Source organism: Burkholderia sp. BCC0322, from assembly GCF_902833045.1.
GTDB lineage: Bacteria > Pseudomonadota > Gammaproteobacteria > Burkholderiales > Burkholderiaceae > Burkholderia.
In genome coordinates this window covers 870,567-892,568 of record NZ_CADFDU010000002.1, presented here as the reverse complement: position 1 = coordinate 892,568, position 22,002 = coordinate 870,567, and the positions used below count along the sequence as shown (strand labels likewise).

The window sequence follows — 22,002 nt, the reverse complement described above, 5'->3', positions numbered from 1 at the left end:
AGTAATCGTTGTCGTGGGTCGGCCGGCTGCGCTCAGCTCATCGTGGCGAGCGCGAGCTTCACCGAGAATCCGATGAACAGGCCGCCCACGCTGCTCGCCGCGCCTGCTGCAAGCTTGCGGCGGCGGCGGAAGTGCTCGGCGAGCCGCGCACCCGCGAAGATCAGCGTGCTCAGGTACAGGAAGCTCGCGCATTGCGCGATCGCCCCGAGCACGACGAACGACAGCGCGGGATGCGGGAAAGCCGGGTCGACGAACTGGATGAAGAACGAGATGAAGAACAGGATCGCCTTCGGATTCAGCAGGCTCACGATCAGCGCTTTCCGGAACGGCCGCTCGCCGTCGACGGCCGGCGGTGCATCGACCGGCGCATCGCCACGCGCGCGCAGCTTGCTCCACGCGCTGCGCAGCATCCCGGTGCCGATGTACAGCAGATACGCGGCGCCGCCGTACTTGACGACGGAGAACAGCAGCGGATTCGCCTTCAGCAGCGACGCGACGCCGGCGGCGGACAGCACCATCAGCACCGTGTCGCCGACGAACACGCCGCACGCCGCCCGATAGCCGGCCTTCACGCCGCGCTGCGCCGCGAGCGACAGCACGTACATCGAGTTCGGCCCCGGCAGCAGGATGATGAAGATCACGCCGAACACGTAGGTCCAGATATCCGTGATACCGAGTGCGTGGCCGAACATGATGCGAATCTCCCGAGCTTCAGTTGCGTCGTTGACGTTAGGCGTTGCGCTGCTTCGCCGCGTCCATCAGCGCGGTGAAACGGTCGAACAGATAGCCGATATCGTGCGGGCCGGGCGACGCTTCCGGGTGGCCCTGGAAGCAGAATGCCGGCTTGTCGGTCAGCTCGAAACCCTGCAGCGTGCCGTCGAACAGCGACACGTGCGTCACACGCGCATTGGCCGGCAGCGAATCCGCATCGACCGCGAAGCCGTGGTTCTGCGACGTGATCACGACACGACCGTCGCCGAGATCCTTCACCGGGTGGTTCGCGCCGTGGTGGCCCGTCTTCATCTTCAGCGTCTTTGCACCGACCGCGAGGCCCATGATCTGGTGACCCAGGCAGATGCCGAAGGTCGGCACGCCGCGCTCGATGAATTGCTTCGTGGCCGCGATCGCGTAGTCGCACGGTTCCGGATCGCCGGGGCCGTTCGACAGGAAGACGCCATCCGGATTCAGCGCGAGCGCATCTTCCGCGCTCGCCTGTGCCGGCAGCACCGTCACGTGGCAGCCGCGCTCCGCGAGCATGCGCAGGATGTTGTACTTGACGCCGAAATCGTAGGCGACGACGCGGTACTTCGGCGCTTCCTGCATGCCGTAGCCGCCTTCGAGGCGCCATTCGGTCTGCTTCCACTCAAACGGCTTCGTGGTCGACACGACCTTCGCGAGATCCATGCCCGCGAGACCCGGGAACGAACGCGCGAGCTCGATTGCCTTCGCTTCGTCGTCCGAGCCCGTCAGGATGCAGCCGTTCTGCGCGCCCTTGTCGCGCAGGATGCGGGTCAGCTTGCGGGTGTCGATACCGGCGATCGCGACGACGCCCTCTTCGCGCAGGTAATCGCCGAGCGTGCGGTCCATGCGGAAGTTCGATGCGAGCGAGGGCAGATCACGAATGATCAGGCCGGCGGCATGGACTTTCGTGGCTTCGACGTCTTCGGCGTTGACGCCGACGTTGCCGATATGCGGATAGGTGAGCGTGACGATCTGGCGCGAGTAGCTCGGATCAGTCAGGATTTCCTGATAGCCGGTGATCGCGGTATTGAACACGACTTCGCCGATCGTGTGGCCTTCGGCCCCGATCGAATAACCACGAAAGACCGTGCCGTCGGCGAGTGCAAGCAAGGCGGGAGTAAAAGACGGCAACACGGGAGGCTCCTTGGGGAACACCCTGCTGCCGACCTGTTTACCCTGCCGCGCGAGCGCCGCGCTGCGTGAGCGCGCGTGGTCGCTTGCTGGACGCGGCCTGCGCTGTCGAGACGCGAACCCGGCGCGTGGCGCACGAGGCTTCGCGGCATCGCCCGGCAGGCGGCGTGCGGCGGATGAACGGGATGAATGAGGTAGGCGCTAGGGTGCGAGGTTGATCAGCACAAACTTTCAAATTATAGCCTGAAAATGGCCCTATCTTCAATTGATATGGCCGTCCGATCGTGCGCAGGCCGCCCCCCTACGACGCGACGCAATGCGCTGCGGCCCCGTTTACGCGGCCGCCCAACCCCCAGCGTACCGCCGGATCAGTGCGCTTGACCAGCGCCGCGCGCGGGCCAGACGTACCAGAGCGCACTCGCGAGCTGCAGCGCGAGCAGCACACCCCATGCGGTGACGTGTGCGGCGGCCGGATAGTGGCCGTCGACCGCGGGCCAGTGCGACAGCACCGCGCCGACACCGATCTGGAACGCAAAGATCAGCAGGAAGATCACGAGCGTGAGCGTCGTGTTAGCGCGACCGATCAGGTGAGCGGGAAAATGCCCGGCCATCACAGCGTAGGTCAGGATGCCGACGCCGCCGAACATCCCGTATGCGGCCCACAGCACGGCGGGCGGCAACGGCACGCGCGCGACGATCGCGGCCTGCGTCGCGACGAACAGCGCCATGCCGACGCCGCAGAACGCATACACGGACACGCCGCGCCGCTCGAGCACGCGCGCGGCGGCGCCGAAGCCGACGCAGCCGGCCATCATCGCGAAGCCGAGTACCGACACGAGGCGCGCGGCATGCGGTGCATCGAACCCCGCGACGTCGCGCAGGTACGGCCCGACCCATAGCGACTGCATCGCGTAGAACACGCCCTGCGTGACGACGGAGAACGACGAGATCTTCCAGAACGCACGGCTGCTCAGGATATGCCACGTGCCCTTGAACTGGCTGACGATCCCGCCCTGGTGGCGCACCTGCTTCGCTTCCGGCGCGCCCAGCCCGATCGACGCCGCGACACTCACCGTCAGCACCGCGAGGCCGAAACAGATCGCGCGCCAGCTCGTCCAGCCGAGCAGCCAGGTCAGCGGCGAGCCGACCATCACGCCGCCGAGGCCGCCCACGGCCATCACGAGGCCGTTGACGAGCGGCAGCCGGCCGACCGGACAATGCTGCGCGAGCGCCTTGAACGCCGCGCCGAGACACACCGATACGCCGACACCGATCAGCAGCCTGCCGACCATCATCGTGCCGAGGCTGTGCGCGGCGCCGAACACGGCCGCACCGGCGGCCGCGAACAGCAGCATGCCGGCCGTCACGCGCCGCGGGCCGAAGTGGTCGAGCATCACGCCGGCCGGGATCTGCGCGCCGGCGAAGCCGAGGAAATAAAGACTGGTGAGCAGACCGAGATCGGCGGCCGACAACCCGAGCTCGTGCGTGACGAACGGCGCGAAACCCAGATTGACGCCGCGGAACACATACGACACGAAATACCCGACCGAAAACAGCGCGAGCACCCTCACCTGCACCGACGACATCACTTCCCCTTGTAATATGGACAGATTCACGGCGGCGCTCCCGCGCCGCGCACAAACAAAAACGCCGTCACCTCGGTGACGGCGTTTCGTCGCATTTCGTCGGATGATAGCGCAATCGCGCGAACCGGGCCGGCCGCACGATGCGCTCGCGAGTGCGTTACTTCTTCTTGCCCTTGTGCGCTGCAGCCTTGGAAGGCGCCGCTTTCGCAGGAGCCGCCTTCTCCGACCTGGCTGCCGGCTTTGCCGCGCCGCGCTTCGCGCCGTGCGACTTGCCGCCCACCGCCAGGCTCGCGCGCTCGATGTGCGCACCGCCGGCCGACGTCGCGATCCGCTCCGGACCGGGTTCCGCCGGCACCGAACGGCCGACCGGCACGTGCAGCACGAGCGCCTGGCCCGGCATCACGAGATCGCGGTGCGTGCGGTTCCACGCCTTGAGCTGGCCGACCGACACGCCGTAGCGGCCGGCGATCGCCGCCATCGACTGCTTGCGGCGCACGCGGATCAGCATCTTGCGCGTGTCGGGGACATCGGGTTCCATCGCGAGCACGCCATTTTCGGCGACGTCGGCGCTGATGTCCTCGTCGTCGTCATTGCCGCGCGGCACGACGATCGTCGAGCCGGGCTTCAGGCGCATGCCGGCCGGAATCTTGTTGATCGACATCAGCGTATCGGCGTCCACGCCGATCTTCTCCGCGATCGCGGCCGGCCGCGCACGTTCGCTGACCGTATAGGTGGTCCACGACGAGAGCTGGCCGTTGTACGTCTTCAGGTTCTTCTCGAACGCCGACGCGTTGTCGAACGGCAGCAGGATCTGCGGCTCGGTCGCGCCGAGGATCACCGGCTTCGAGAACGACGGGTTCAGCGAACGGAATTCGTCGAGCGACAGGTTCGCGAGCTTCGCCGCCACCGCCACGTCGATGTCGCGCGACGTCGTGACCGTCACGAAATACGGGTGGTTGGGGATGTCCGGCAGGGCCAGGCCATACTGCTGCGGATTCGCGATGATGTTCTTCACCGCCTGCAGCTTCGGCACGTAGTTGCGCGTCTCGTTCGGCATGCGCAGGCTCAGGTAGTCGGTCGGCAGGCCGGCCGCCTGGTTGCGCGCGATCGCACGCTGCACGTTGCCCTCGCCCCAGTTGTATGCGGCCAGCGCGAGATACCAGTCGCCGAACATGTCATGCAGGCGCGACAGGTAGTCGAGCGCGGCGCTCGTCGACGCGAGCACGTCACGGCGCTCGTCCTGCCACATGTTGCGCTTCAGGTTGTACGTCCGGCCCGTGCCGGGCATGAACTGCCACATGCCGGCCGCCTTCGCGACCGACAGCGCCTGCGGGTTGTACGCGGACTCGATGAACGGCAACAGCGCGAGCTCGGTCGGCATGTGACGCGCCTCGAGTTCCTCGACGATGTGGTACAGGTACTTCTGCGAGCGCTCGGTCATGCGCTGCACGTAATCCGGGCGCTGCGTATACCACGTGGTCTGCATGTCGACGAGGTCGGTCTGCAGGTCGGGCATCTGGAAGCCGCGGCGGATGCGACCCCAGAGATCGGAATCCGCACTGGTCAGATCGCCGACGGATTGCTTGTCGACGTCGACAGTTTCTTTGGCGGTGGCTGATTTACGGAGGTAGGCGGACGTCGCCTGCGAATCGGCGGCGTTGTTGGCGACAGGGGCCTGGCTCGCACAAGCGGCGAGCAACAGAACCACCATCGCACTCAATATAAGTCGCATGAAATTCTCTGCTTCCGACGGCTGGAAATTGCAGGCGATACTACGGAAGTGCGTGCTTCACGTCAATAAAAACACCGAAAACTCAGCGAAATCCTACATTTGGAGCAATTTTTACAGGCACCGCATGAGCTTTGGAGTCCTCCGGAAATCATCATCGGAACCGGTTTTTCCACTCGCGCATCAGCGTGAACGCCGTCAGACGATCCGGCACTGTTTCGTGCAACTCGGCCTCGAGCGTCGCGCGGATCGCATCGCTGTCCGCACGCATGAACGGGTTAACGGCACGCTCGTGCGCGATCGTAGTGGGGAGTGTCGGCACGCCGCGCGCGCGCAGCGCCTGCGCGTCGTCGCGCCACGCGGCGAGCGCCGCATTGCCGGGTTCGCACGCGAGCGCGAAGCGGATGTTGGACAGCGTGTATTCGTGTGCGCAATGCACGTGCGTGTCGCCCGGCAGTGCCGCGAGCGCGTCGAGCGATGCGAGCATCTGCGCGGGCGTGCCTTCGAACAGGCGCCCGCAACCGCACGAGAACAGCGTGTCGCCGCAGAACACGTGCGGCGCCGCGTTGCCCTGCCCGGCCGCCTGGAAATAGGCGATGTGGCCGCGCGTATGGCCCGGCACGTCGAGCACGTCGAACGCGACGGCCGGCGCGTCGAGCGTCACGCGCGCACCGCCCGAAAGCGGCCGCGTGACCACGCCGATCGCTTCGGCAGCGGGGCCGTAAACGGCGAGCGGAACATCGTCCGGTTGGCCATCGCGCAGTGCCGCGACACCGCCGACGTGGTCGGCGTGATGGTGCGTGAGTAAAATAGCGGTCAACCGCCAGCCTCGTTCGGCTAGAACCCGGCGCACCGGCGCGGCTTCACCCGGATCGACGGCGATCGCATCGCGGCCGTCCGAGACGAGCCAGATATAGTTGTCATCGAATGCCGGAACCGGCACGTATTCCAGCTCGTTCATGGGCGCGCAATCATCGTTATGTCTGACCGTCAAATTATAGACTGGCCCGCCTGGACCGACTCACCGCCCGGCCGCTACGTGCTGGGCTGGGAGCAGGCGCAGCTCGACCGGATCGTGTCCGACGTCTTCGGGTTCCACGCACTGCAGCTTGGCCTGCCGCAGCTCGACGCGCTGCGCGAGAACCGCATGCCGTATCGCGGCCTCGTGCTCGATCCGGCGAGCGGCGCGAGCGCGCCCTACCAGTACCCATGGGCACGCGAAGCGCGTGCGCCCGAGCACGCGCCCGACGGCCGCAGCACGACCTGGTGCGACCTGCTCGACCTGCCGTTCGAGTCGCAGAGCGTCGACCTGATCGTGATGCCGCACACGCTCGAATTCACGTCCGATCCGCACCGGCTGCTGCGCGAGGCCGAGCGCGTGCTGATGCCGGAAGGCCAGCTCGTGATTACCGGCTTCAATTCGCTCAGCCTGTGGGGCATGCGGCAATCGTTCGGGCGCATGGCAAACCGTCCGTTCGTGCCGGCCACGCGCGACCAGATCGCATTCATCCGGCTCAAGGACTGGATCAAGCTGCTCGGCTTCGACCTCGAACGCGGCCGCTTCGGCTGCTACCGGCCGCCGCTCGCCACCGACCAGTGGCTGGCCCGCTACGGCTTCATGGAGGCCGCCGGCGACCGCTGGTGGCCGATCTTCGGCGCCGTCTACATGGTGACGGCCGTCAAGCGCGTGCGCGGCATGCGCCTCGTCGGCCAGATCAGGATGAAGAAGCCCGTGCTCGCACCTGGCCTGACGCCGGCGGCCTCCCCGACTACCCACCCAGAACATTCATGACAACCGATACGATCGACATCTATACCGACGGCGCCTGCAAGGGCAACCCCGGCCCCGGCGGCTGGGGCGCACTGATGCGCTACGGCGACAAGGAGAAGGAGCTGTTCGGCGGCGAGCCCAACACGACCAACAACCGCATGGAGCTGATGGGCGTGATCGCCGCACTCGAGGCGCTGAAGCGGCCTTGCCAGGTGATCGTGCATACCGACTCGCAATACGTGCAGAAAGGCATCAGCGAGTGGATCCACGGCTGGAAGAAGAAAGGCTGGGTCACCGCGGCCAAGACGCCCGTGAAGAACGCCGACCTGTGGAAGCGGCTCGACGCGCTCGTCGCGCAGCACGAGGTCGAGTGGCGCTGGGTCAAGGGCCACGCGGGCCATCCCGAAAACGAGCGCGCGGACGCACTCGCGAATCGCGGCGTCGAATCGCTCACGGCCTGAACGCCGGCCACTCCCCTGTTTCCTTTGCTTTCCCCGACATGCGCCAGATCATCCTCGATACCGAAACCACCGGCCTGAACGCCCGCACGGGCGACCGCCTCATCGAAATCGGCTGCGTCGAGCTGCTGAACCGGCGGCTCACCGGCAACAACCTGCACTTCTACGTGAACCCCGAGCGCGACAGCGATCCGGGCGCACTGGCGGTGCACGGGCTCACGACCGAATTCCTGAGCGACAAGCCGAAATTCGCGGAAGTCGCCAGCCAGATCCTCGACTTCGTGAAGGACGCCGAGCTGATCATCCACAACGCGCCATTCGACCTCGGCTTCCTCGACGCCGAATTCGCGCGGCTCGGCCTGCCGCCGTTCACTGAACATTGCGGCGGCGTGATCGACACGCTGGTGCAGGCCAAGCAGATGTTCCCCGGCAAGCGCAATTCGCTCGACGCGCTGTGCGACCGCTTCGGCATCAGCAACGCGCACCGCACGCTGCACGGCGCCCTGCTCGACTCGGAGCTGCTCGCCGAGGTGTATCTCGCGATGACGCGCGGCCAGGACAGCCTCGTGATCGACATGCTCGACGACGCAGGCGCCGACGGCGGCGCGGCGAACGGCCAGCGCGTGTCGCTCGCCGCGCTCGACCTGGCCGTGGTGGCCGCGAGCGACGACGAACTGGCCGCGCACCTCGCGCAACTCGACGAGCTCGACAAGTCGGTCAAGGGCACCTGCGTGTGGCGCCGGTCCGCCGACGCGGACGCTGCCGAAACGGCTTGAAGCAGACGGCACGGACGGCACGCGCCGCGGCCGCGCTCACGCGCGCGGCTGCAGCGCGATGACCGCCATCCCGCCGAGCGCGAGCGCCGCGCCGGCCACGTCCCAGCGGGTCAGCGCGACGCCGTCGACCACCCGCAGCCACACCAGCGCCACCGCGATATACACGCCGCCGTACGCGGCATAAGTGCGCCCCGCCGCGCTCGGATGCAGCGTCAGCAGCCACGCGAACAGCGCGAGCGACAGCGCGGCCGGCACCAGCAACCCCATCGGCCGGCCCTCCTTCAGCACGAGCCACGGCAGGTAACAGCCGACGATTTCGGCCAGCGCGGTGGCGGCAAACAGGGCCGCGATCCTCATCAGTTCGGTCATCCGGTTCCTCGTGAATTCGGCCTCCGTCACCAGAGGCGGCACGGCCCCGCCGCGCGCCGCCGATCATACCCGAGCCGCCCTCGCCGAACGCCCCGCCAAACGGGCGTCTCCCGGCAATTTGCACGATCATCCGTCATCGTGCTATCATGTCGCCTGTTTCAACATTCAATCTCTGTCTATTCGATTTCGAGAGAAGTCCGTCCACGCGTGGTGGATCGGCCCTTCGACCGAAATTGCACCCACAGGAAAGCCCGCCCGACAGGCCCGCTTTTCTCGTTTCGTTGCCCCTCCGGGGCGCTTGCCGGAACGCCGGACATCGTCCGCACCGGCATCTGCCGCCTGCATCACGCGGCCCATTCTTCATGAGCGCACTGTCGCGACGGCCCATCAGGCCCGCGTCGAAGCAGCCCCTTACGGCCCTTTACCGCCTTTTGTGCTGTAAGTGCTTAATGGCCTGCCCCGACGCGCCGCACGCGACACCGCGCTCGCCGGCAAACCGTGTCGGACGGCCCGTCCGTTCGGCGCAGTCAAAGGAGTGCATGACCTTGACCGCAACACACGTCAGCCCGACCGCTGCTTCTTCCTCCGCTTCGTCGTCCGGCGAAGCCCCGCTCGTCGCGGACGACATCACCGTCGTCGACCAGAGCCTCCTCAAGCGCGCCGTCAGCGCAATGGCCATCGGCAATGCGATGGAATGGTTCGACTTCGGCGTCTACAGCTACATCGCCGTCACACTCGGCAAGGTGTTCTTCCCGTCCAGCAGCCCGTCCGCGCAGCTGCTCGCAACCTTCGGCACGTTCGCGGCCGCGTTCCTCGTGCGCCCGCTCGGCGGCATGGTGTTCGGCCCGCTCGGCGACCGCATCGGCCGCCAGCGCGTGCTCGCCGCCACGATGATCATGATGGCCGTCGGCACGTTCGCGATCGGCCTGATCCCCAGCTACGCATCGATCGGCATCATGGCGCCCGTGCTGCTGCTCGTCGCCCGCCTCGTCCAGGGCTTCTCGACCGGCGGCGAGTACGGCGGCGCGGCCACCTTCATCGCCGAATTCTCGACCGACAAGCGCCGCGGCTTCATGGGCAGCTTCCTCGAGTTCGGCACGCTGATCGGTTACGTGATGGGTGCGGGCGTCGTCGCGCTGCTCACCGCGTCGCTGTCGCAGGAAGCGCTGCTGTCGTGGGGCTGGCGCGTGCCGTTCCTGATCGCCGGCCCGCTTGGCCTGATCGGTCTCTACATCCGGATGAGGCTCGAGGAAACGCCCGCGTTCAAGCGCCAGGCCGAACAGCGCGAAGCGCAGGACAAGGCCGTGCCGAAGGCGCGCTTCCGCGAAACGCTGATGCGCAACTGGCGTGCACTGCTGCTGTGCGTCGGCCTCGTGCTGATCTTCAACGTGACCGACTACATGGTGCTGTCGTACCTGCCGAGCTTCATGTCGTCGACGCTGCACTTCGACGAATCGCACAGCCTCGTGCTCGTGCTGATCGTGATGGTGCTGATGATGCCGCTGACGCTCGCCGCCGGCCGCCTGTCCGACCGGATCGGCCGCAAGCCCGTGATGCTCGCCGGCTGCGTCGGCCTGCTCGCGCTGTCGATTCCGTCGATGATGCTGATCCATGCGGGCACCACGGTGTCGGTGTTCGGCGGCCTGCTGATCCTCGGCGTGCTGCTGTCGTGCTTCACCGGCGTGATGCCGTCGGCGCTGCCGGCGCTGTTCCCGACCGAGATCCGCTACGGTGCGCTCGCGATCGGCTTCAACGTGTCGGTGTCGCTGTTCGGCGGCACGACCCCGCTCGTGACCGCGTGGCTGGTCGATGTCACGCACAACCTGATGATGCCCGCGTATTACATGATGGGCGCCGCCGTGATCGGCATCGTGTCGGTGGTCGCGCTCGCCGAAACCGCGCGCCAGCCGCTCAAGGGCTCGCCGCCGGCCGTCGCGTCGCGCCGCGAAGCCCAACAGCTCGTGCGCCAGATGCGCGAGGACGAGGAATCGGAGATTTACAGCGTCGTGTCGCCCGCACGCGCCTGAGCGTCGCCCATGAAAAAGCCCCGGCCGAAGCCGGGGCCCGATCGAATCCGATCCGCCCGACCGGCTTGCGCCGGCCGGGCTTTTTTTCATCCTTCAGCCGCGAGCACCCTCACGCTTGGGCTTCGCAGTGACGGCAGAACAACAGCGCACGCGAGCGCGACACCGCCGCCTGCGCACCGCGTGCCGCGACGATCAGCCCGATCTGGCCGAGATTGAAATCGCGCTCGACCATCAACTGCGTCAGCGCGGCAAGCGGCAACACGACGGACGGGTGGTACAGGCTCGATTCGATCAGGGCTTTCATCATCGGCTCCATCTGGCAATGCGTGATTCGATGGAGTGGATTCTAGGGATCGGCCGCTTCCGGATAAACGGCGCGAATGCGAAGTCACTTGTCAGCCGCCGAGAACAATCGGCAAAGGCTGGCTGGGCGGGCGGGCGGCAGGCAACGGCGCGGGGCGGCCTCGCGCCGCCACCGGCCGCCGGGCTTAGACGAGCGGCGATTCGGCGAATGCCGGCAGCGCTTCCGCCCGCGCCGAATGCGCGGCCAGTGCCGGATAACGGGCCGGATCGATCCGCGTGAGCGCCGGGTAGTCGGCCGCCATGAACTGCGTGAAGCGCCACGCGACCGCGACCGTCACGTCGGACTGCAGCAGGCGCGCGCCGCCGAACCAGCCGTTCGCGGCGGCGACGAGCGGCTCCAGCTCACCGTACGCACCCTCGATCTGGCTCAGCACGCGCTCGAGCCACGGCGCATGCTGCTTGTCAGCCGGACGCAGCGCCTGCTCGTAGATGACCTGCACGGTCTTCTCGGCGGCCGCCAGCGCGAAACCGACCGGCACGAGTGCGCGCAGCCGCGCATCGGCGGTATCGGGCAGCAAGCGCCGCTCGGGCGCGACCAGGTGATCGAGATAGTCGACGATCAGCGACGAATCGAGCAGCCTCGCGCCGTCGCCGGTCACGAGCGTCGGCGCCTTGACGACCGGGTTGATCACCCTGAACTGCTCGAAATGACGGAACACCGAGAGCGACTCGTGTTCGAACGGGAGGTCGAGCAGCTTCGCCGAAATGGCGACACGGCGTACGAACGGGGAATCCAGCATGCCGATCAGCTTCATCGCGAACGCTCCGCTTAAGGGGAATGGGATCGACGACTGTAGCAGCGTCGCGCGGCATCGCCTAGCCCGTTCCCGGCGGCAATGGGCGGGTGCGGGCGCCACGAGCGAGTTTGCCGAAACGACTGAACGAGCGCGACCGGCCCTTGCGCCGCTGCGCTTGATGCGCTTGATGCGCATCAGCCGGACACGCGCGGGACTCACGTTGTCCGGCCACAGTGACCATAATGCAAGTTCACGCCCCTTCCGCCCCAAGGTTCGCCATGTGGTATGCCCTCGTCGAGCAGCAGCGGGAATGGATGCGCGCCTGGCGCACGGCGACGCGGCATGCGTTCGACGCGTGGCCCGCGGCCACGCTGCCGCACGCCGCGTCGTCGTGCTACGACGACCTGTTCGAGCCGCTGCTCGGGCCGCCGGACGGGCCCCCGCACTTCGACATCGGATGGCCGGCCGTCGGCGAGCGCGTCGTCGCGCGCACGCCGTTTTGTGACCTGCGGCGCTTCACGCGCGCCGATGCCCGGCGCACGGTGCTGCTGTGCGCGCCGCTCGCCGGGCATGCGGCCGTGATGATGCGGGAAACCGTCGAGACGCTGCTCGCGGACGGCGACGTCTGCGTGACGGACTGGCGCAATGCGCGCGACGTGCCGCTCGCGTCGGGCCGCTTCGGGCTCGACGAGTATGTCGCGACGCTCGACGGCTTCGTCGACGGGCTCGCGCACGACGACCGGCCACTGCATGTCGTCGCCGTGTGCCAGGCGACCGTGCCGGTGCTCGGCGCGCTCGCGCTGCGCGCGGCGCGCGGCCTCCCGCCACCCGCGAGCGTCACGTTGATCGGCGGCCCGCTCGACGCACGCCGGAATCCTAGCGCGCTCGGCACCGCCGCTGCCGCTCATTCGCTCGACTGGTGCCGCCGTCACCTGATCGACATCGTGCCACCCGGTTTCGCGGGGCATGGCCGCCACGTATTTCCGACCTATCTGCAACAGGGCGAGATCGCGCTCGTGTACCCGCAACACTTCCTGTCGCTGATCGAAGCGTACGCGCTGGCCGCGTCGCGCTTCGACATGACCGGACTCGCCGGCGCGCGGCGTGCGCTGCTCGAATACACGGCGCTGCTCGACATGCCGGCCGAGTATTTCCTCGATATGGTCGACATCGTGTTCCAGCGCATGAGCCTCGCGCTCGGCACCTGGGACGTGGGCGGCCGGCGCGTCGAGCCGGCGGCGTTGCGCGGCGTCGTGCTGCTGACGGTCGAAGGCGCATGCGACAAGGTCACGGGCGCCGGCCAGACCCACGCGGCGCTCGACCTGTGCAGCGGCCTCGCCGACGACGAACGCTACCGCATCGACATCGACGACTGCGATCACTACGGGCTGTTTACGGGCTCGCGCTGGCACGGCGATGTGCATCCGATGCTGCAGCGCGTGTTCGTGTGGGCCGAAACCCGCCGCCCTCGCCCGCGCCGCATCAGGCGGACGTGATGCGGCGTCAGGGCCGCGCCGCGTCGAGCAAAGCCCGTACCTCGTCGTCGCTCGTCTGCTCGAAGCGCGCGTAGAACTGGCTGATGCCGAAGAACGGCTGCGGCAGCGACACCGTGACGAACGCATCGGCCAGATCGTCGAACACATGGCGCGCGCCCGCCGGCGCGACCGGGACAGCCGCGACGATCCGCGCCGGGTGACGCTCGCGCAACGCCTGCAGCGCGACGCGCATCGACGCGCCGGTCGCGACGCCGTCGTCGACGACGATCGCGACACGCCCTTCGACCGGCAGGGGCGGCGCGGCACCGCGATACAGCGCTTCGCGCCGATGCAGTTCGACTGTCTCGCGCGCGATCACGTCGGCGAGCTGTTCGTCGGACACGTGCATCGAGCGGAGCACCGAACGCTGCAGATGAATCGCACCGCCCGTCGCGATCGCGCCCATCGCGAGCTCGGGATCGTACGGCACGCCGAGCTTGCGCACGACCAGCACGTCGAGCGGCGCGCGCAGCGCACACGCGACCGGATAGGCGACGGGCACGCCGCCGCGCGGCAACGCCAGCACGACGACATCGCCACGCCCCGCGTAATCGCGCAATGCGCCGGCCAGCTGGCAGCCGGCATCGGCGCGATCGGCAAAACACTCGAACACGATCGGCTCCCTGCCGTTGCGCCGGATGCGCGAAACCCGCGCGGGCGCCTGTCAGCGAGCATGATTCATCGGCCGCGCCGATGCAAGCAGGGTCATACCGGCGCGCGCGGCGCCGAGGGAAAGGGTCAGAGGCCGCCGGCCTGCCGGTACAGCCGCCAGAACGACTGCGTATAGGATTGCGCGAGCTCGGGGGCACGCTGGAACACGTTCACCGTTTCCGCATGCGCGGCCGCGCCTTCGGACAGCGTCGTCAGCGCGACGCTGTCGTCGACGATCACGAAGCGCGGCGCAGGATCGCCCTGCCGCGAATCGATCGCCACGTCGATACCCGACGATTTCAGATAGCCCGCACCGCTGTACCGGCCCGCGCGCGGCGAACGCACGAGCACGACACGCACCTCGACCCCGCGCGCGCGGGCCGCGCGCAGCGCGCTCGCAACCGCCGGCGGCACGTGCGCATAGCCGGCCAGCAACACACGGCGATGTGCCTGCCCGATCAGGTCGACGGTCGCGTCGGCCGCTGCATTGTCATACGAAAAGTATGTGCCGACCGATGCGGCATCGGACGGAATCTGGCTGGCGTGGACGCTCGCCGCGCAGCAAAGCGCGGCGAGAAGGAAGGCGACTGGTCTCATGGCGGGCGCCATTGTAGCGACGCCATTTCGCGTGGCAAGCACCGGCTGCGAGGCTGCTGCGCCGGCGCAACACACAGCGCAAAACCCGCCCCCGGCGAACGGGTTACAGGCTTGTTTTCACGCCGTCGGTCAGCCCGCCGCGACACGTGCGAGCCAGCTCGCCACGCCGTCGACAGAGCGGAAATCCGCGAGGCTGCGCGCCGGCAGCGCCGGATAGGCGCCGCCGGCCATCTCGGCCAGCGCGCGGCCGGGCCCCAGCTCGAGGAACGCGGTCGCCCCGGCCTCCACGCAGGCGGCAAGACAGGCCGCCCACTCAACCGGCTCCGCGATCTGCCGCGCAAGCTTGTCGAGGCCCGCGTCGACGTCGAGCACCGATGCGCCGTCGATCCCCGAAACCAGCCGCGTGCCGGGCAGCGGCCGCCGCACGTGCGTCGCGGCGAGCGACGCGCGAAACACCGGCACGGCCGCGGCGAGCCGGCGCGTGTGCGACGCGATCCGCACGCAGACCGACGCGACACGCAGTGCGCCGACGCGCGACGCCTCGTCGGCCACGGCATCGACATCGGCCCGCCGCCCCGCGACCACGAATGCGTCGCCGGGGTTCGCAATCGCGATCGCTGCATCGCGGCCGTCGCACAACCTCGCGAGTTGCGCGCGCGTCAGGCCGCGTACGAACACCATCCGCTCGTCGCCGCCGCTCGCGGCGTCCATCGCGCGCGCACGCGCATCGGCCAGGTCGAGCGCGGCGTCCGGCTCGATCATCCCCGCGACGCTCCACGCCGCGACTTCGCCGACGCTGTAGCCGGCGACGCAGCGTCGGCGCGGCCACAGAGCGTCGAGCAGCGCGGCAGCCGCGAGCGCCTGGACCGTGCAGAGAATCTGCGCGGCACGGTTCTCGCGCAGCGCATCCGGCCCGGCCTGCCGGACCCAGGCGCGCGGATCGTCGCCGAGGAGCCGGCCGGCGTGCGCGAACCACGCGTCGGCCTGCGGCGCGGTGCCGGTCAGCTCGAACATATCGGCGCGCTGCGCGCCCTGTCCCGAACAGAGGATGGCCAGCGTCATCGCGCGCCCTCGTCGACTTCGAGCGCATCGACGAAGACGCTCATCGCGAGCAGGTCGGCCGCGCCGCCCGGGCTCAGCCGCCGTGCAACGAACGCACGATGCGCGGCGGCCGCGCGCAACCGCCAATCGCGCGCGCGCACGCCGCCGCGCGCCACGAACGCGCGTGCGGTCGCCCGCGCGAAGTCGAGACCGGCCGGCCCGCCCCGGTGCAGCAGGTTCGTATCGTCGAGCGCGGCGATCAGCGCGAAGCACGCATCGACGCGCGCAGCTTCCGGATCGCCAGGCAGGTCACGCTGCGCGCGGCGCAGCGCGGGCAGCCCGACCGCGTAGACGGTCGTGAAACCGTCGGCCGCCTCGCGGCGCGCGCCACCGACGCCGTAGCGACGGCTCGCGCGTTCGCCGTGGCTGTCCGGCAAGCGCGGGCCGCCGAGGATATCGGCGCCCCAGCGGCGGGAAACGAACGCGCCGAGCGTCATCCCGGCCGGCATGGTTCCCGGCACCGCGCGCCGGCCCGCCGCCGCACACAGCAGCCCGAGCCCGAAGATCGCGCCGCGATGCGTATTGACGCCGTCGGTCGCGGCAAGCATCGCGTGCTCGGCCCGCAGTCCGATCTTGCGCAGCACGGCCATGTCCGCATCGCGTGCGCCCGCGTCGGCCAACTCGGCGAAGTACGGCCGCAACACGGCGGCGCTGCGCGCGAACGTCGCGGCATCCATGTCGGTGTGACTGCCGGTGTCGACGTGACTGACGAGCCCCGGCTTCGGATAGGTCTCGATTTCGAACACGAGGCTGCGCTCGGCCAGTTCGGCGATGCGCTCGGCTTCGGACGGCGCCGGTACGCGGCAGGCAGCCCATGCGCTCATCGCGCCCCTCCGGTGAATGCGTCGGCCGGCATCAGCTCGACGGCGATCGCGGTCTTGACCGCGACTTCAGGCTGCCGCGCCCGCAGTTCGCGCCAGTTGACGCCCGCGCCGTCGTCGCGCAGCAGTTCGCCGTCGATGCGCATCGGCGCGCGCGCGTCGATCGCCGCGAGGCCGTCGAGCAGCGACGCGAGCGATACGGGATCCGGCAGCGGGAACACGATGTCGAGATCGGACGACGCCACCAGATAGGGCTCGCCCGTCAGCGCCTGCCATGCAAGGCTGCCGAACACGCGGCCCTGCACGCCACAACGCGCGCCCAGCGTATCGAGTTCGCGCAACGCCGTGCGCCATGCGTCGGGCGCGGCGGCGAGCACGTCGGACAACGCGGGAAGCGGCCCGACCGTCGCAAGCGCGTCGGCCGCCGCGTTCAGCGCGATGCGCCGCTTGCCCGTGGAAGGCGGCAGCGGCAGGCCGAGCGGCACGCAGCCGACCTCGGCCTCGTCGGGCGACGCGCGGCGCACGATCAGCGGCCAGCCGCGTTCGGCCCACGCACGCACGAGCGGATCGGCCGCGAGCGCGGGATCACGCGCGAATGCCGCGCCCCACCCCGCCGCCGTCAGCGTGACGAGCGTGTGGCGGCGCAGCGGCAGCTCAGCGTGCGGCACGCGCGAGTGCCTCGACGCGCCGGGCCACATCGGCGGCAACCGGACGGCCACGCGCGGCGCGCCGGTCGACGCGGTCGGCCGGCTTGCCGAGCCATTCGCCGACCTGTGCGTCGAGCGCGCGGGCCGGATCGAGCACGGCGTCGACGGCGCCCATCTTCACGAGATTGTCGAGCCCCGGCGCGAACACCGGCGTCGAGCGCGACATCTCCTTCAGCACGTCGATCGGCAGCTTGGTCACGCGCGACATCGACGGCAGGTCCATCACCTCCGGCTCGGCGCCCGGCACCGCCAGCAAAGTGCGCGTCGCGAGCGCGGTCGCGATGAACGCACCCGCGGCCGTGTGGCCGTACAGCACGCCGATCGTCCGGTGCCCGGCGAGATCCGCGTGCATCAGGCACTTCGCGAGATGCGACAGCCCTTCGTTCAGGCCCAGCAGTTCGTCGCGTTTGCTCATCCGCTGGCTGTCGCTGTCGACGAGCACGAGGATCGGCGTGTCGCCGCCGCGCGCGATCGTGTCGAGCACGCGCGCCGCGAGCGTCAGTGCCTCGTCGATGCCGAACGGCAAACGCTCGGCGACGCCGATCACGTCGACGCGCGTGCCGGCCAGTTCCGCGTGGCCGGTCAGCAGCCCGCCGTTACGGGCGATCGAATGGCCTTTCGGAAACAGCGAGTTCAGGACTTCATCGAGCGTCATGCTGCGGCTCCTGCAGTTGGTCGGCGAGTTTCGCGAACGCATCGTCGGGCATCCCGGGAATCGCTTCCGGCGCGTCCGCACCGAGCGCGCGCCACACGTCGAGCGCATCCTTGCATGCGCCGAACCGTTCGACACGTGCTTCGAGGCGCGCCTGTTCCGCGCGCAGCATCGCCGCATCGAACTTCGGCGCTCGGCCGATCAGCTCGAGCGCCGCCGCACGGAACGCATCGGGCGTGTCGGCCACGTAGCGGTCGGCGCCGCCGATCAGCCGCCGGTGCTTGCCGCCCATCGTGCGCCAGATCAGCGCGCGGTCCTTCGCGTCGAATTCGTCGACGCCGCGATTGGTCTCGATCACTTCAGGGCCGGACACGCTGATGCGGCCCTGCTCCGATACCGCAAGCGCCGAGCAGCACGCGGCGAGTAACCCGCCGCCGCCATAGCAGCCGGCGCGCCCCCCGATCAGCCCGATCACCGGCACGCCGGCCGCGCGCGCTTCGACGAGCGCACGCATGATCTCGGCGATCGCGAGTTCGCCCGCGTTCGCCTCCTGCAGCCGCACGCCACCCGTATCGAACAGGATCAACACCGGCTTGCCGGTTTCGCGCGCGGCGCGCAACAGCCCGGTGAGCTTCGCGCCGTGCACCTCGCCGAACGCGCCGCCCATGAAGCGGCCTTCCTGCGCGGCGACGAACACCGGCTGGCCGTCGAGCCGGCCGTGGCCGACCACCATCCCGTCGTCGAACTGCTGCGGCAGGTCGAACAGCGGCAGGTGCGGGCTCGTCACGCGCTCGGCCGGGCCGAGGAATTCGCTGAAGCTGCCCGCGTCAAGCAGGCCGTCGATGCGCTGCCGCGCCGATGCTTCGTACCAGCTCGCGCCATTCGCGACGAACGCGGGCGCGTCGTGGATCGCGTCGTTCATCATGCATCCCCCTCGATCGCACGCACGGCCTGCGCGAGCCGCAGCGACACCATGTCGGGCCGCGCGCCGCCGTCGTTGATCGACAGCTTCAGGCCGCCCGGCGTGCGCCGCTCGACGAAATCGGATACGACCGCCTGCCATACCGCGCCGAAGCCGACCGCCGCCGTGCGGATGTCGATCTCGCATTCGTTGCCCGGCAACACGCGCTCGACGAGCACTTCGAGATTGCCCGATGCGACCACGCCGACGAGCGCCGCGGCCTGCTCGCCCTTCGCGCGCGCGCGCGCGGTGAAGCGATAGTTCAACTGTTCCATGCCCTCTTCCTCACCAGTTGCGGAACCGGGCCGGCGGCGCATAGAGCCCGCCCGACCAGTGCACGAGATCCTTGATCGAACGCGCGGCGAGCCAGCGGCGATCGGCGTCGAGCGGATCGATGCCGAGATCCTCCGGGCGACGGATCACCCCGCGCTCGCGCAGCCGCTCGACCATCTTGCGGTCGCGGCCGCGGCCGATCTCCGTATAGCCGGCGACGCCGCGGATCGCGTGTTCGCGTTCGTCCTTGTCGCGGCACATCAGCAGGTTCGCGATCCCCTCCTCGGTGACGATGTGCGTGACGTCGTCGCCGTAGACCATGATCGGCGCGAGGTCGAGCTGCAGCTTGTCGGCGAGCTTCAGCGCGTCGAGCTTCTCGACGAACATCGGCACGTTCTTGTCGCCGAACGTCTCGCCGATCTGCACGACGAGCTTGCGGCCGCGCCTGAGCGCCGCCGGCGTGTCGGGGTCGGCTTGCGCGCCGGCCTTCAGCCACGGCTCGCTCGGATGGCGCCGGCCGCGCGCGTCGCTGCCCATGTTCGGCGCGCCGCCGAAACCGGCAATGCGTTCGGCCGTGACCGTCGACGAATGGCCGGACAGGTCGATCTGCAGCGTCGAGCCGATGAACATGTCGCACGCATAGAGGCCGGCAGTCTGGCAGAACGCACGGTTCGAGCGCAGCGACCCGTCGGGGCCCGTGAACCAGACGTCGGAGCGCGCGCGGATGTAGTCGTCCATCCCGACTTCCGAGCCGAAGCAGTGGATCTGCTCGACCCAGCCCGACTCGATCGCGGGAATCAGTGTCGGGTGCGGATTGAGCGCCCAGTGCGAACAGATCTTGCCCTTCAGCCCGAGCTTCTCGCCGTAGGTCGGCAGCAGCAGCTCGATCGCGGCCGTGTTGAAGCCGATCCCGTGGTTCAGGCGCTTGATGCCGTACGGCTCGTAGATGCCCTTGATCGCGAGCATCGCGGTGAGGATCTGCGTTTCGGTGATCGCGGCCGGATCGCGCGTGAACAGCGGCTCGACGTAGAACGGCCGGCCGGCCTCGACGACGAAATGCACGCGGTCGCCCGGGATGTCGACGCGCGGCACCTTGTCGACGATGCGGTCGACCTGCGCGATCACGATGCCGTCCTTGAACGCGGTGGCCTCGACGACGGTCGGCGTGTCCTCGGTGTTCGGGCCCGTGTACAGGTTGCCGTCGCGATCGGCGCTGACCGCGGCGATCAGCGCGACCTGCGGCGTGAGGTCGATGAAGTAGCGTGCGAACAGTTCGAGATAGGTGTGCACCGCGCCGAGCGCGATCTTGCCGCCGAACAGCAGCTTCGCGATCCGCTGCGACTGCGGGCCCGAGTAGGCGAAGTCGAGACGCTTCGCGATGCCGCGCTCGAACACGTCGAGATGCTCGGGCAGCACGACGCCCGACTGCACCATGTGCAGGTCGTGGATCTTCGCGCTGTCGACGTCGGCGAGCGCCGTCGCGAGCAGGTCGGCCTGCTTCTGGTTGTCGCCTTCGAGGCAGACGCGGTCGCCCGGCCGCAGCACCGCTTCGAGCAACGCCACGGTGTCGCGCGCGTCGACCCGCTTGCCCTGCGCGTAAGCCGCGCCGGCCGCGAGTCGTGCATCGCGCGCCTGCCGCGCGTGATTCCATCCCGTCATGAACTGTTCTCCCGCTTCGATGGTTCAGCGGCATTCTAAGCCTGGCGCCGCCGCCGATTGATGATGTTGACGAATGCGACTCAGAGGACGCCGCGATGGATGCGGCCCGCACGCGGGCCGCGTCGCGCGGACCTATGCACCGACCAGCGCGCGCGTCGTGAAGAACAGCACCGACGGGCCGAGCAGGCAGCCGACGCCCGTATGGAACGTCGCGACCAGCGCGCCGTACGGAACGAGCCGGCGATCGGTCGCGGCAAGCCCCGCGCTCACGCCGCTGACGGTGCCGGCGAGACCACCGAAGATCATCGCGGAACGCGGCGTCTTCAGGCCCATGAAGTTCGCCGCGACCGGCGTGCCGACCATCACGATGATCGCCTTCACGAGCCCCGTCGCGATGCTGAGCGCGATCACGTCGGAGCTTGCGCCGATCGCCGCGCCCGTGACGGGGCCGACGATGTAGGTGACGGCGCCCGCGCCGATGGTCGTCATGCTGACCGCGTCGGTGTAGCCGAATGCGCGCGCGATGCACGCGCCGACGATGAACGGCAGCACGGTGCCGAGCAGCAGCGACACGACGCCGACGAGGCCGGCCTTGCGCGCCTCGGCGGGCTGCACTTCGAACGCGGTCGCGACGATCGCGAAATCGCGCAGCATCGCGCCGCCCATCAGGCCGACGCCCGCGAACAGCGGCACGTCGGCGATCCCTTTCTCGCCGCCGGTGAACGCGCCGCCGACGTAAGCCAGCGCGAGGCCGATCACGATCGCGATCGCGGAGCCGTGCACGCGGCCGAACGTGAGCTTGCGCGACGCGATCGACGACAGCCACATGATCAGGCCGACCAGCGCGAACGACGCGACGAGCCCGTTGTGGGCGACGGTTTTTTCGAGCATCTGCAGCATGGCGGCCTCCGTCACTGTTCTTCGAATTGCGGCACGCCCGCGAAGGCCGTGTCGTCGCGCCCGGTGCGCACGAGTACCGCGATGCAGCACGCGCAGATCGCGACCGCGCCGACGGCGGCGAGCAGCGCGACCGGGCCGCCCTTCAGCGCGGCGACGACGTTCTGGTTCGCGGCCATCGCGACGACGACCGGGATGTACATCGCGCCCCAGAAGCCGACGCCGGCCTCGGTCTCCTTCGGCAGCCAGCCGCGCCGGTGCAGCCAGAGGCGCAGGCAGATCAGCAGCAGCATCGCGATGCCGACCCCGCCGACGTTGGTCTTCACGCCGATCGCGCTGCCCAGCAGGTCGCCGAGGAACAGTCCGGCCAGGTGGCAAAACGCCAGCAGCGCGGTTCCGTAGATGATCATGAGTCGTCTCCAGTCTCTTCGTGACGGGCGCCTGACGCGTGCAGAAAGCG

24 protein-coding genes are annotated in these 22,002 nt (G+C 68.9%); 5 read left to right on the top strand and 19 right to left on the bottom strand.

Features of this window, described 5'->3' with window-relative positions:
• Positions 1–32: 32 nt before the first annotated feature.
• From leuE to gloB, 5 genes are all read right to left on the bottom strand, one after another.
• Positions 33–692 (bottom strand): leucine efflux protein LeuE, encoded by a 660-nt coding sequence (gene leuE / locus HWX39_RS10205; protein ID WP_069256297.1) that lies wholly within the window; start codon positions 690–692, stop codon positions 33–35.
• A gap of 37 nt (positions 693–729) precedes the next feature.
• Positions 730–1,875: a glutamine-hydrolyzing carbamoyl-phosphate synthase small subunit gene (gene carA, locus HWX39_RS10200; RefSeq protein ID WP_175967548.1), complete on the bottom strand. Its 1,146-nt coding sequence runs from the start codon at positions 1,873–1,875 to the stop codon at positions 730–732.
• Between the two features lie 365 nt (positions 1,876–2,240).
• Entirely contained in the window at positions 2,241–3,458 is a 1,218-nt protein-coding gene (locus HWX39_RS10195; RefSeq protein ID WP_175967681.1) for an MFS transporter, read from the bottom strand.
• Positions 3,459–3,615: 157 nt separating this feature from the next.
• Positions 3,616–5,190 (bottom strand): transglycosylase SLT domain-containing protein, encoded by a 1,575-nt coding sequence (locus HWX39_RS10190; RefSeq protein WP_175967539.1) that lies wholly within the window; start codon positions 5,188–5,190, stop codon positions 3,616–3,618.
• A 151-nt stretch (positions 5,191–5,341) separates the two neighbouring features.
• Entirely contained in the window at positions 5,342–6,148 is an 807-nt protein-coding gene (gene gloB, locus HWX39_RS10185) for a hydroxyacylglutathione hydrolase (RefSeq protein ID WP_175967537.1), read from the bottom strand.
• An 18-nt stretch (positions 6,149–6,166) separates the two neighbouring features.
• Between gloB and HWX39_RS10180 the strand changes: the two genes are divergently transcribed.
• Genes HWX39_RS10180 through dnaQ form a run of 3 tightly spaced genes read left to right on the top strand, consistent with a single transcriptional unit; the run spans position 6,167 to position 8,192 of the window.
• The gene (locus HWX39_RS10180; RefSeq protein ID WP_175967535.1) at positions 6,167–6,979 is read left to right on the top strand and encodes a class I SAM-dependent methyltransferase; all 813 of its coding nucleotides are present in this window, start codon (positions 6,167–6,169) and stop codon (positions 6,977–6,979) included.
• Positions 6,976–7,419, top strand: a complete 444-nt coding sequence (gene rnhA / locus HWX39_RS10175) for a ribonuclease HI (protein WP_039347704.1) — start codon at positions 6,976–6,978, stop codon at positions 7,417–7,419. Before HWX39_RS10180 ends, rnhA begins: the two co-directional genes overlap by 4 nt.
• Before the next feature lie 38 nt (positions 7,420–7,457).
• Entirely contained in the window at positions 7,458–8,192 is a 735-nt protein-coding gene (dnaQ, locus tag HWX39_RS10170) for a DNA polymerase III subunit epsilon (protein ID WP_175958101.1), read from the top strand.
• A 36-nt stretch (positions 8,193–8,228) separates the two neighbouring features.
• Here the strand turns inward: dnaQ and HWX39_RS10165 are convergent, their stop codons facing one another.
• Positions 8,229–8,561: a YnfA family protein gene (locus HWX39_RS10165; RefSeq protein WP_175967533.1), complete on the bottom strand. Its 333-nt coding sequence runs from the start codon at positions 8,559–8,561 to the stop codon at positions 8,229–8,231.
• Positions 8,562–9,100: 539 nt separating this feature from the next.
• On the opposite strand from HWX39_RS10165, the gene proP reads away from it, so the two are divergent.
• The gene (gene proP / locus HWX39_RS10160) at positions 9,101–10,588 is read left to right on the top strand and encodes a glycine betaine/L-proline transporter ProP (RefSeq protein WP_175967531.1); all 1,488 of its coding nucleotides are present in this window, start codon (positions 9,101–9,103) and stop codon (positions 10,586–10,588) included.
• 109 nt (positions 10,589–10,697) lie between these two features.
• Here proP and HWX39_RS10155 read toward each other — a convergent pair whose 3' ends face one another.
• Both HWX39_RS10155 and HWX39_RS10150 read right to left on the bottom strand, forming a co-directional pair.
• Entirely contained in the window at positions 10,698–10,904 is a 207-nt protein-coding gene (locus HWX39_RS10155; protein WP_082146089.1) for a hypothetical protein, read from the bottom strand.
• A 172-nt stretch (positions 10,905–11,076) separates the two neighbouring features.
• Positions 11,077–11,706: a glutathione S-transferase gene (locus HWX39_RS10150; RefSeq protein WP_175967529.1), complete on the bottom strand. Its 630-nt coding sequence runs from the start codon at positions 11,704–11,706 to the stop codon at positions 11,077–11,079.
• Positions 11,707–11,966: 260 nt separating this feature from the next.
• Between HWX39_RS10150 and HWX39_RS10145 the strand changes: the two genes are divergently transcribed.
• A complete protein-coding gene (locus HWX39_RS10145) occupies positions 11,967–13,184 on the top strand; it encodes a polyhydroxyalkanoate depolymerase (RefSeq protein ID WP_175967527.1) in 1,218 nt (405 codons plus the stop codon).
• A gap of 7 nt (positions 13,185–13,191) precedes the next feature.
• Here HWX39_RS10145 and HWX39_RS10140 read toward each other — a convergent pair whose 3' ends face one another.
• The 11 genes from HWX39_RS10140 to madL form a co-directional block, all read right to left on the bottom strand.
• The gene (locus tag HWX39_RS10140; RefSeq protein ID WP_175967525.1) at positions 13,192–13,836 is read right to left on the bottom strand and encodes a phosphoribosyltransferase family protein; all 645 of its coding nucleotides are present in this window, start codon (positions 13,834–13,836) and stop codon (positions 13,192–13,194) included.
• Positions 13,837–13,961: 125 nt separating this feature from the next.
• A complete protein-coding gene (locus HWX39_RS10135; RefSeq protein ID WP_175967523.1) occupies positions 13,962–14,483 on the bottom strand; it encodes a phospholipase D-like domain-containing protein in 522 nt (173 codons plus the stop codon).
• Between the two features lie 117 nt (positions 14,484–14,600).
• The gene (gene mdcH / locus HWX39_RS10130) at positions 14,601–15,533 is read right to left on the bottom strand and encodes a malonate decarboxylase subunit epsilon (RefSeq protein ID WP_175967521.1); all 933 of its coding nucleotides are present in this window, start codon (positions 15,531–15,533) and stop codon (positions 14,601–14,603) included.
• Positions 15,530–16,396: a triphosphoribosyl-dephospho-CoA synthase MdcB gene (mdcB, locus tag HWX39_RS10125; RefSeq protein WP_175967519.1), complete on the bottom strand. Its 867-nt coding sequence runs from the start codon at positions 16,394–16,396 to the stop codon at positions 15,530–15,532. The genes mdcH and mdcB overlap by 4 nt, the downstream gene beginning before the upstream one ends.
• The gene (mdcG, locus tag HWX39_RS10120) at positions 16,393–17,061 is read right to left on the bottom strand and encodes a malonate decarboxylase holo-[acyl-carrier-protein] synthase (RefSeq protein ID WP_175967517.1); all 669 of its coding nucleotides are present in this window, start codon (positions 17,059–17,061) and stop codon (positions 16,393–16,395) included. The genes mdcB and mdcG overlap by 4 nt, the downstream gene beginning before the upstream one ends.
• Positions 17,048–17,755: a biotin-independent malonate decarboxylase subunit gamma gene (gene mdcE / locus HWX39_RS10115; RefSeq protein ID WP_175967515.1), complete on the bottom strand. Its 708-nt coding sequence runs from the start codon at positions 17,753–17,755 to the stop codon at positions 17,048–17,050. Before mdcE ends, mdcG begins: the two co-directional genes overlap by 14 nt.
• Positions 17,742–18,677 (bottom strand): biotin-independent malonate decarboxylase subunit beta, encoded by a 936-nt coding sequence (locus HWX39_RS10110; protein WP_175967513.1) that lies wholly within the window; start codon positions 18,675–18,677, stop codon positions 17,742–17,744. The genes mdcE and HWX39_RS10110 overlap by 14 nt, the downstream gene beginning before the upstream one ends.
• Complete coding sequence (mdcC, locus tag HWX39_RS10105) at positions 18,674–18,988, bottom strand: malonate decarboxylase acyl carrier protein (RefSeq protein ID WP_175967511.1); 315 nt, start codon at positions 18,986–18,988, stop codon at positions 18,674–18,676. Before mdcC ends, HWX39_RS10110 begins: the two co-directional genes overlap by 4 nt.
• Positions 18,989–18,998: 10 nt before the next feature.
• Complete coding sequence (gene mdcA / locus HWX39_RS10100) at positions 18,999–20,645, bottom strand: malonate decarboxylase subunit alpha (RefSeq protein WP_175967509.1); 1,647 nt, start codon at positions 20,643–20,645, stop codon at positions 18,999–19,001.
• A 132-nt stretch (positions 20,646–20,777) separates the two neighbouring features.
• Positions 20,778–21,545, bottom strand: coding sequence for a malonate transporter subunit MadM (gene madM, locus HWX39_RS10095; RefSeq protein WP_175967507.1), 768 nt, complete (start codon positions 21,543–21,545; stop codon positions 20,778–20,780).
• A gap of 11 nt (positions 21,546–21,556) precedes the next feature.
• The gene (gene madL, locus HWX39_RS10090; protein ID WP_034186756.1) at positions 21,557–21,952 is read right to left on the bottom strand and encodes a malonate transporter subunit MadL; all 396 of its coding nucleotides are present in this window, start codon (positions 21,950–21,952) and stop codon (positions 21,557–21,559) included.
• Positions 21,953–22,002: the final 50 nt, after the last annotated feature.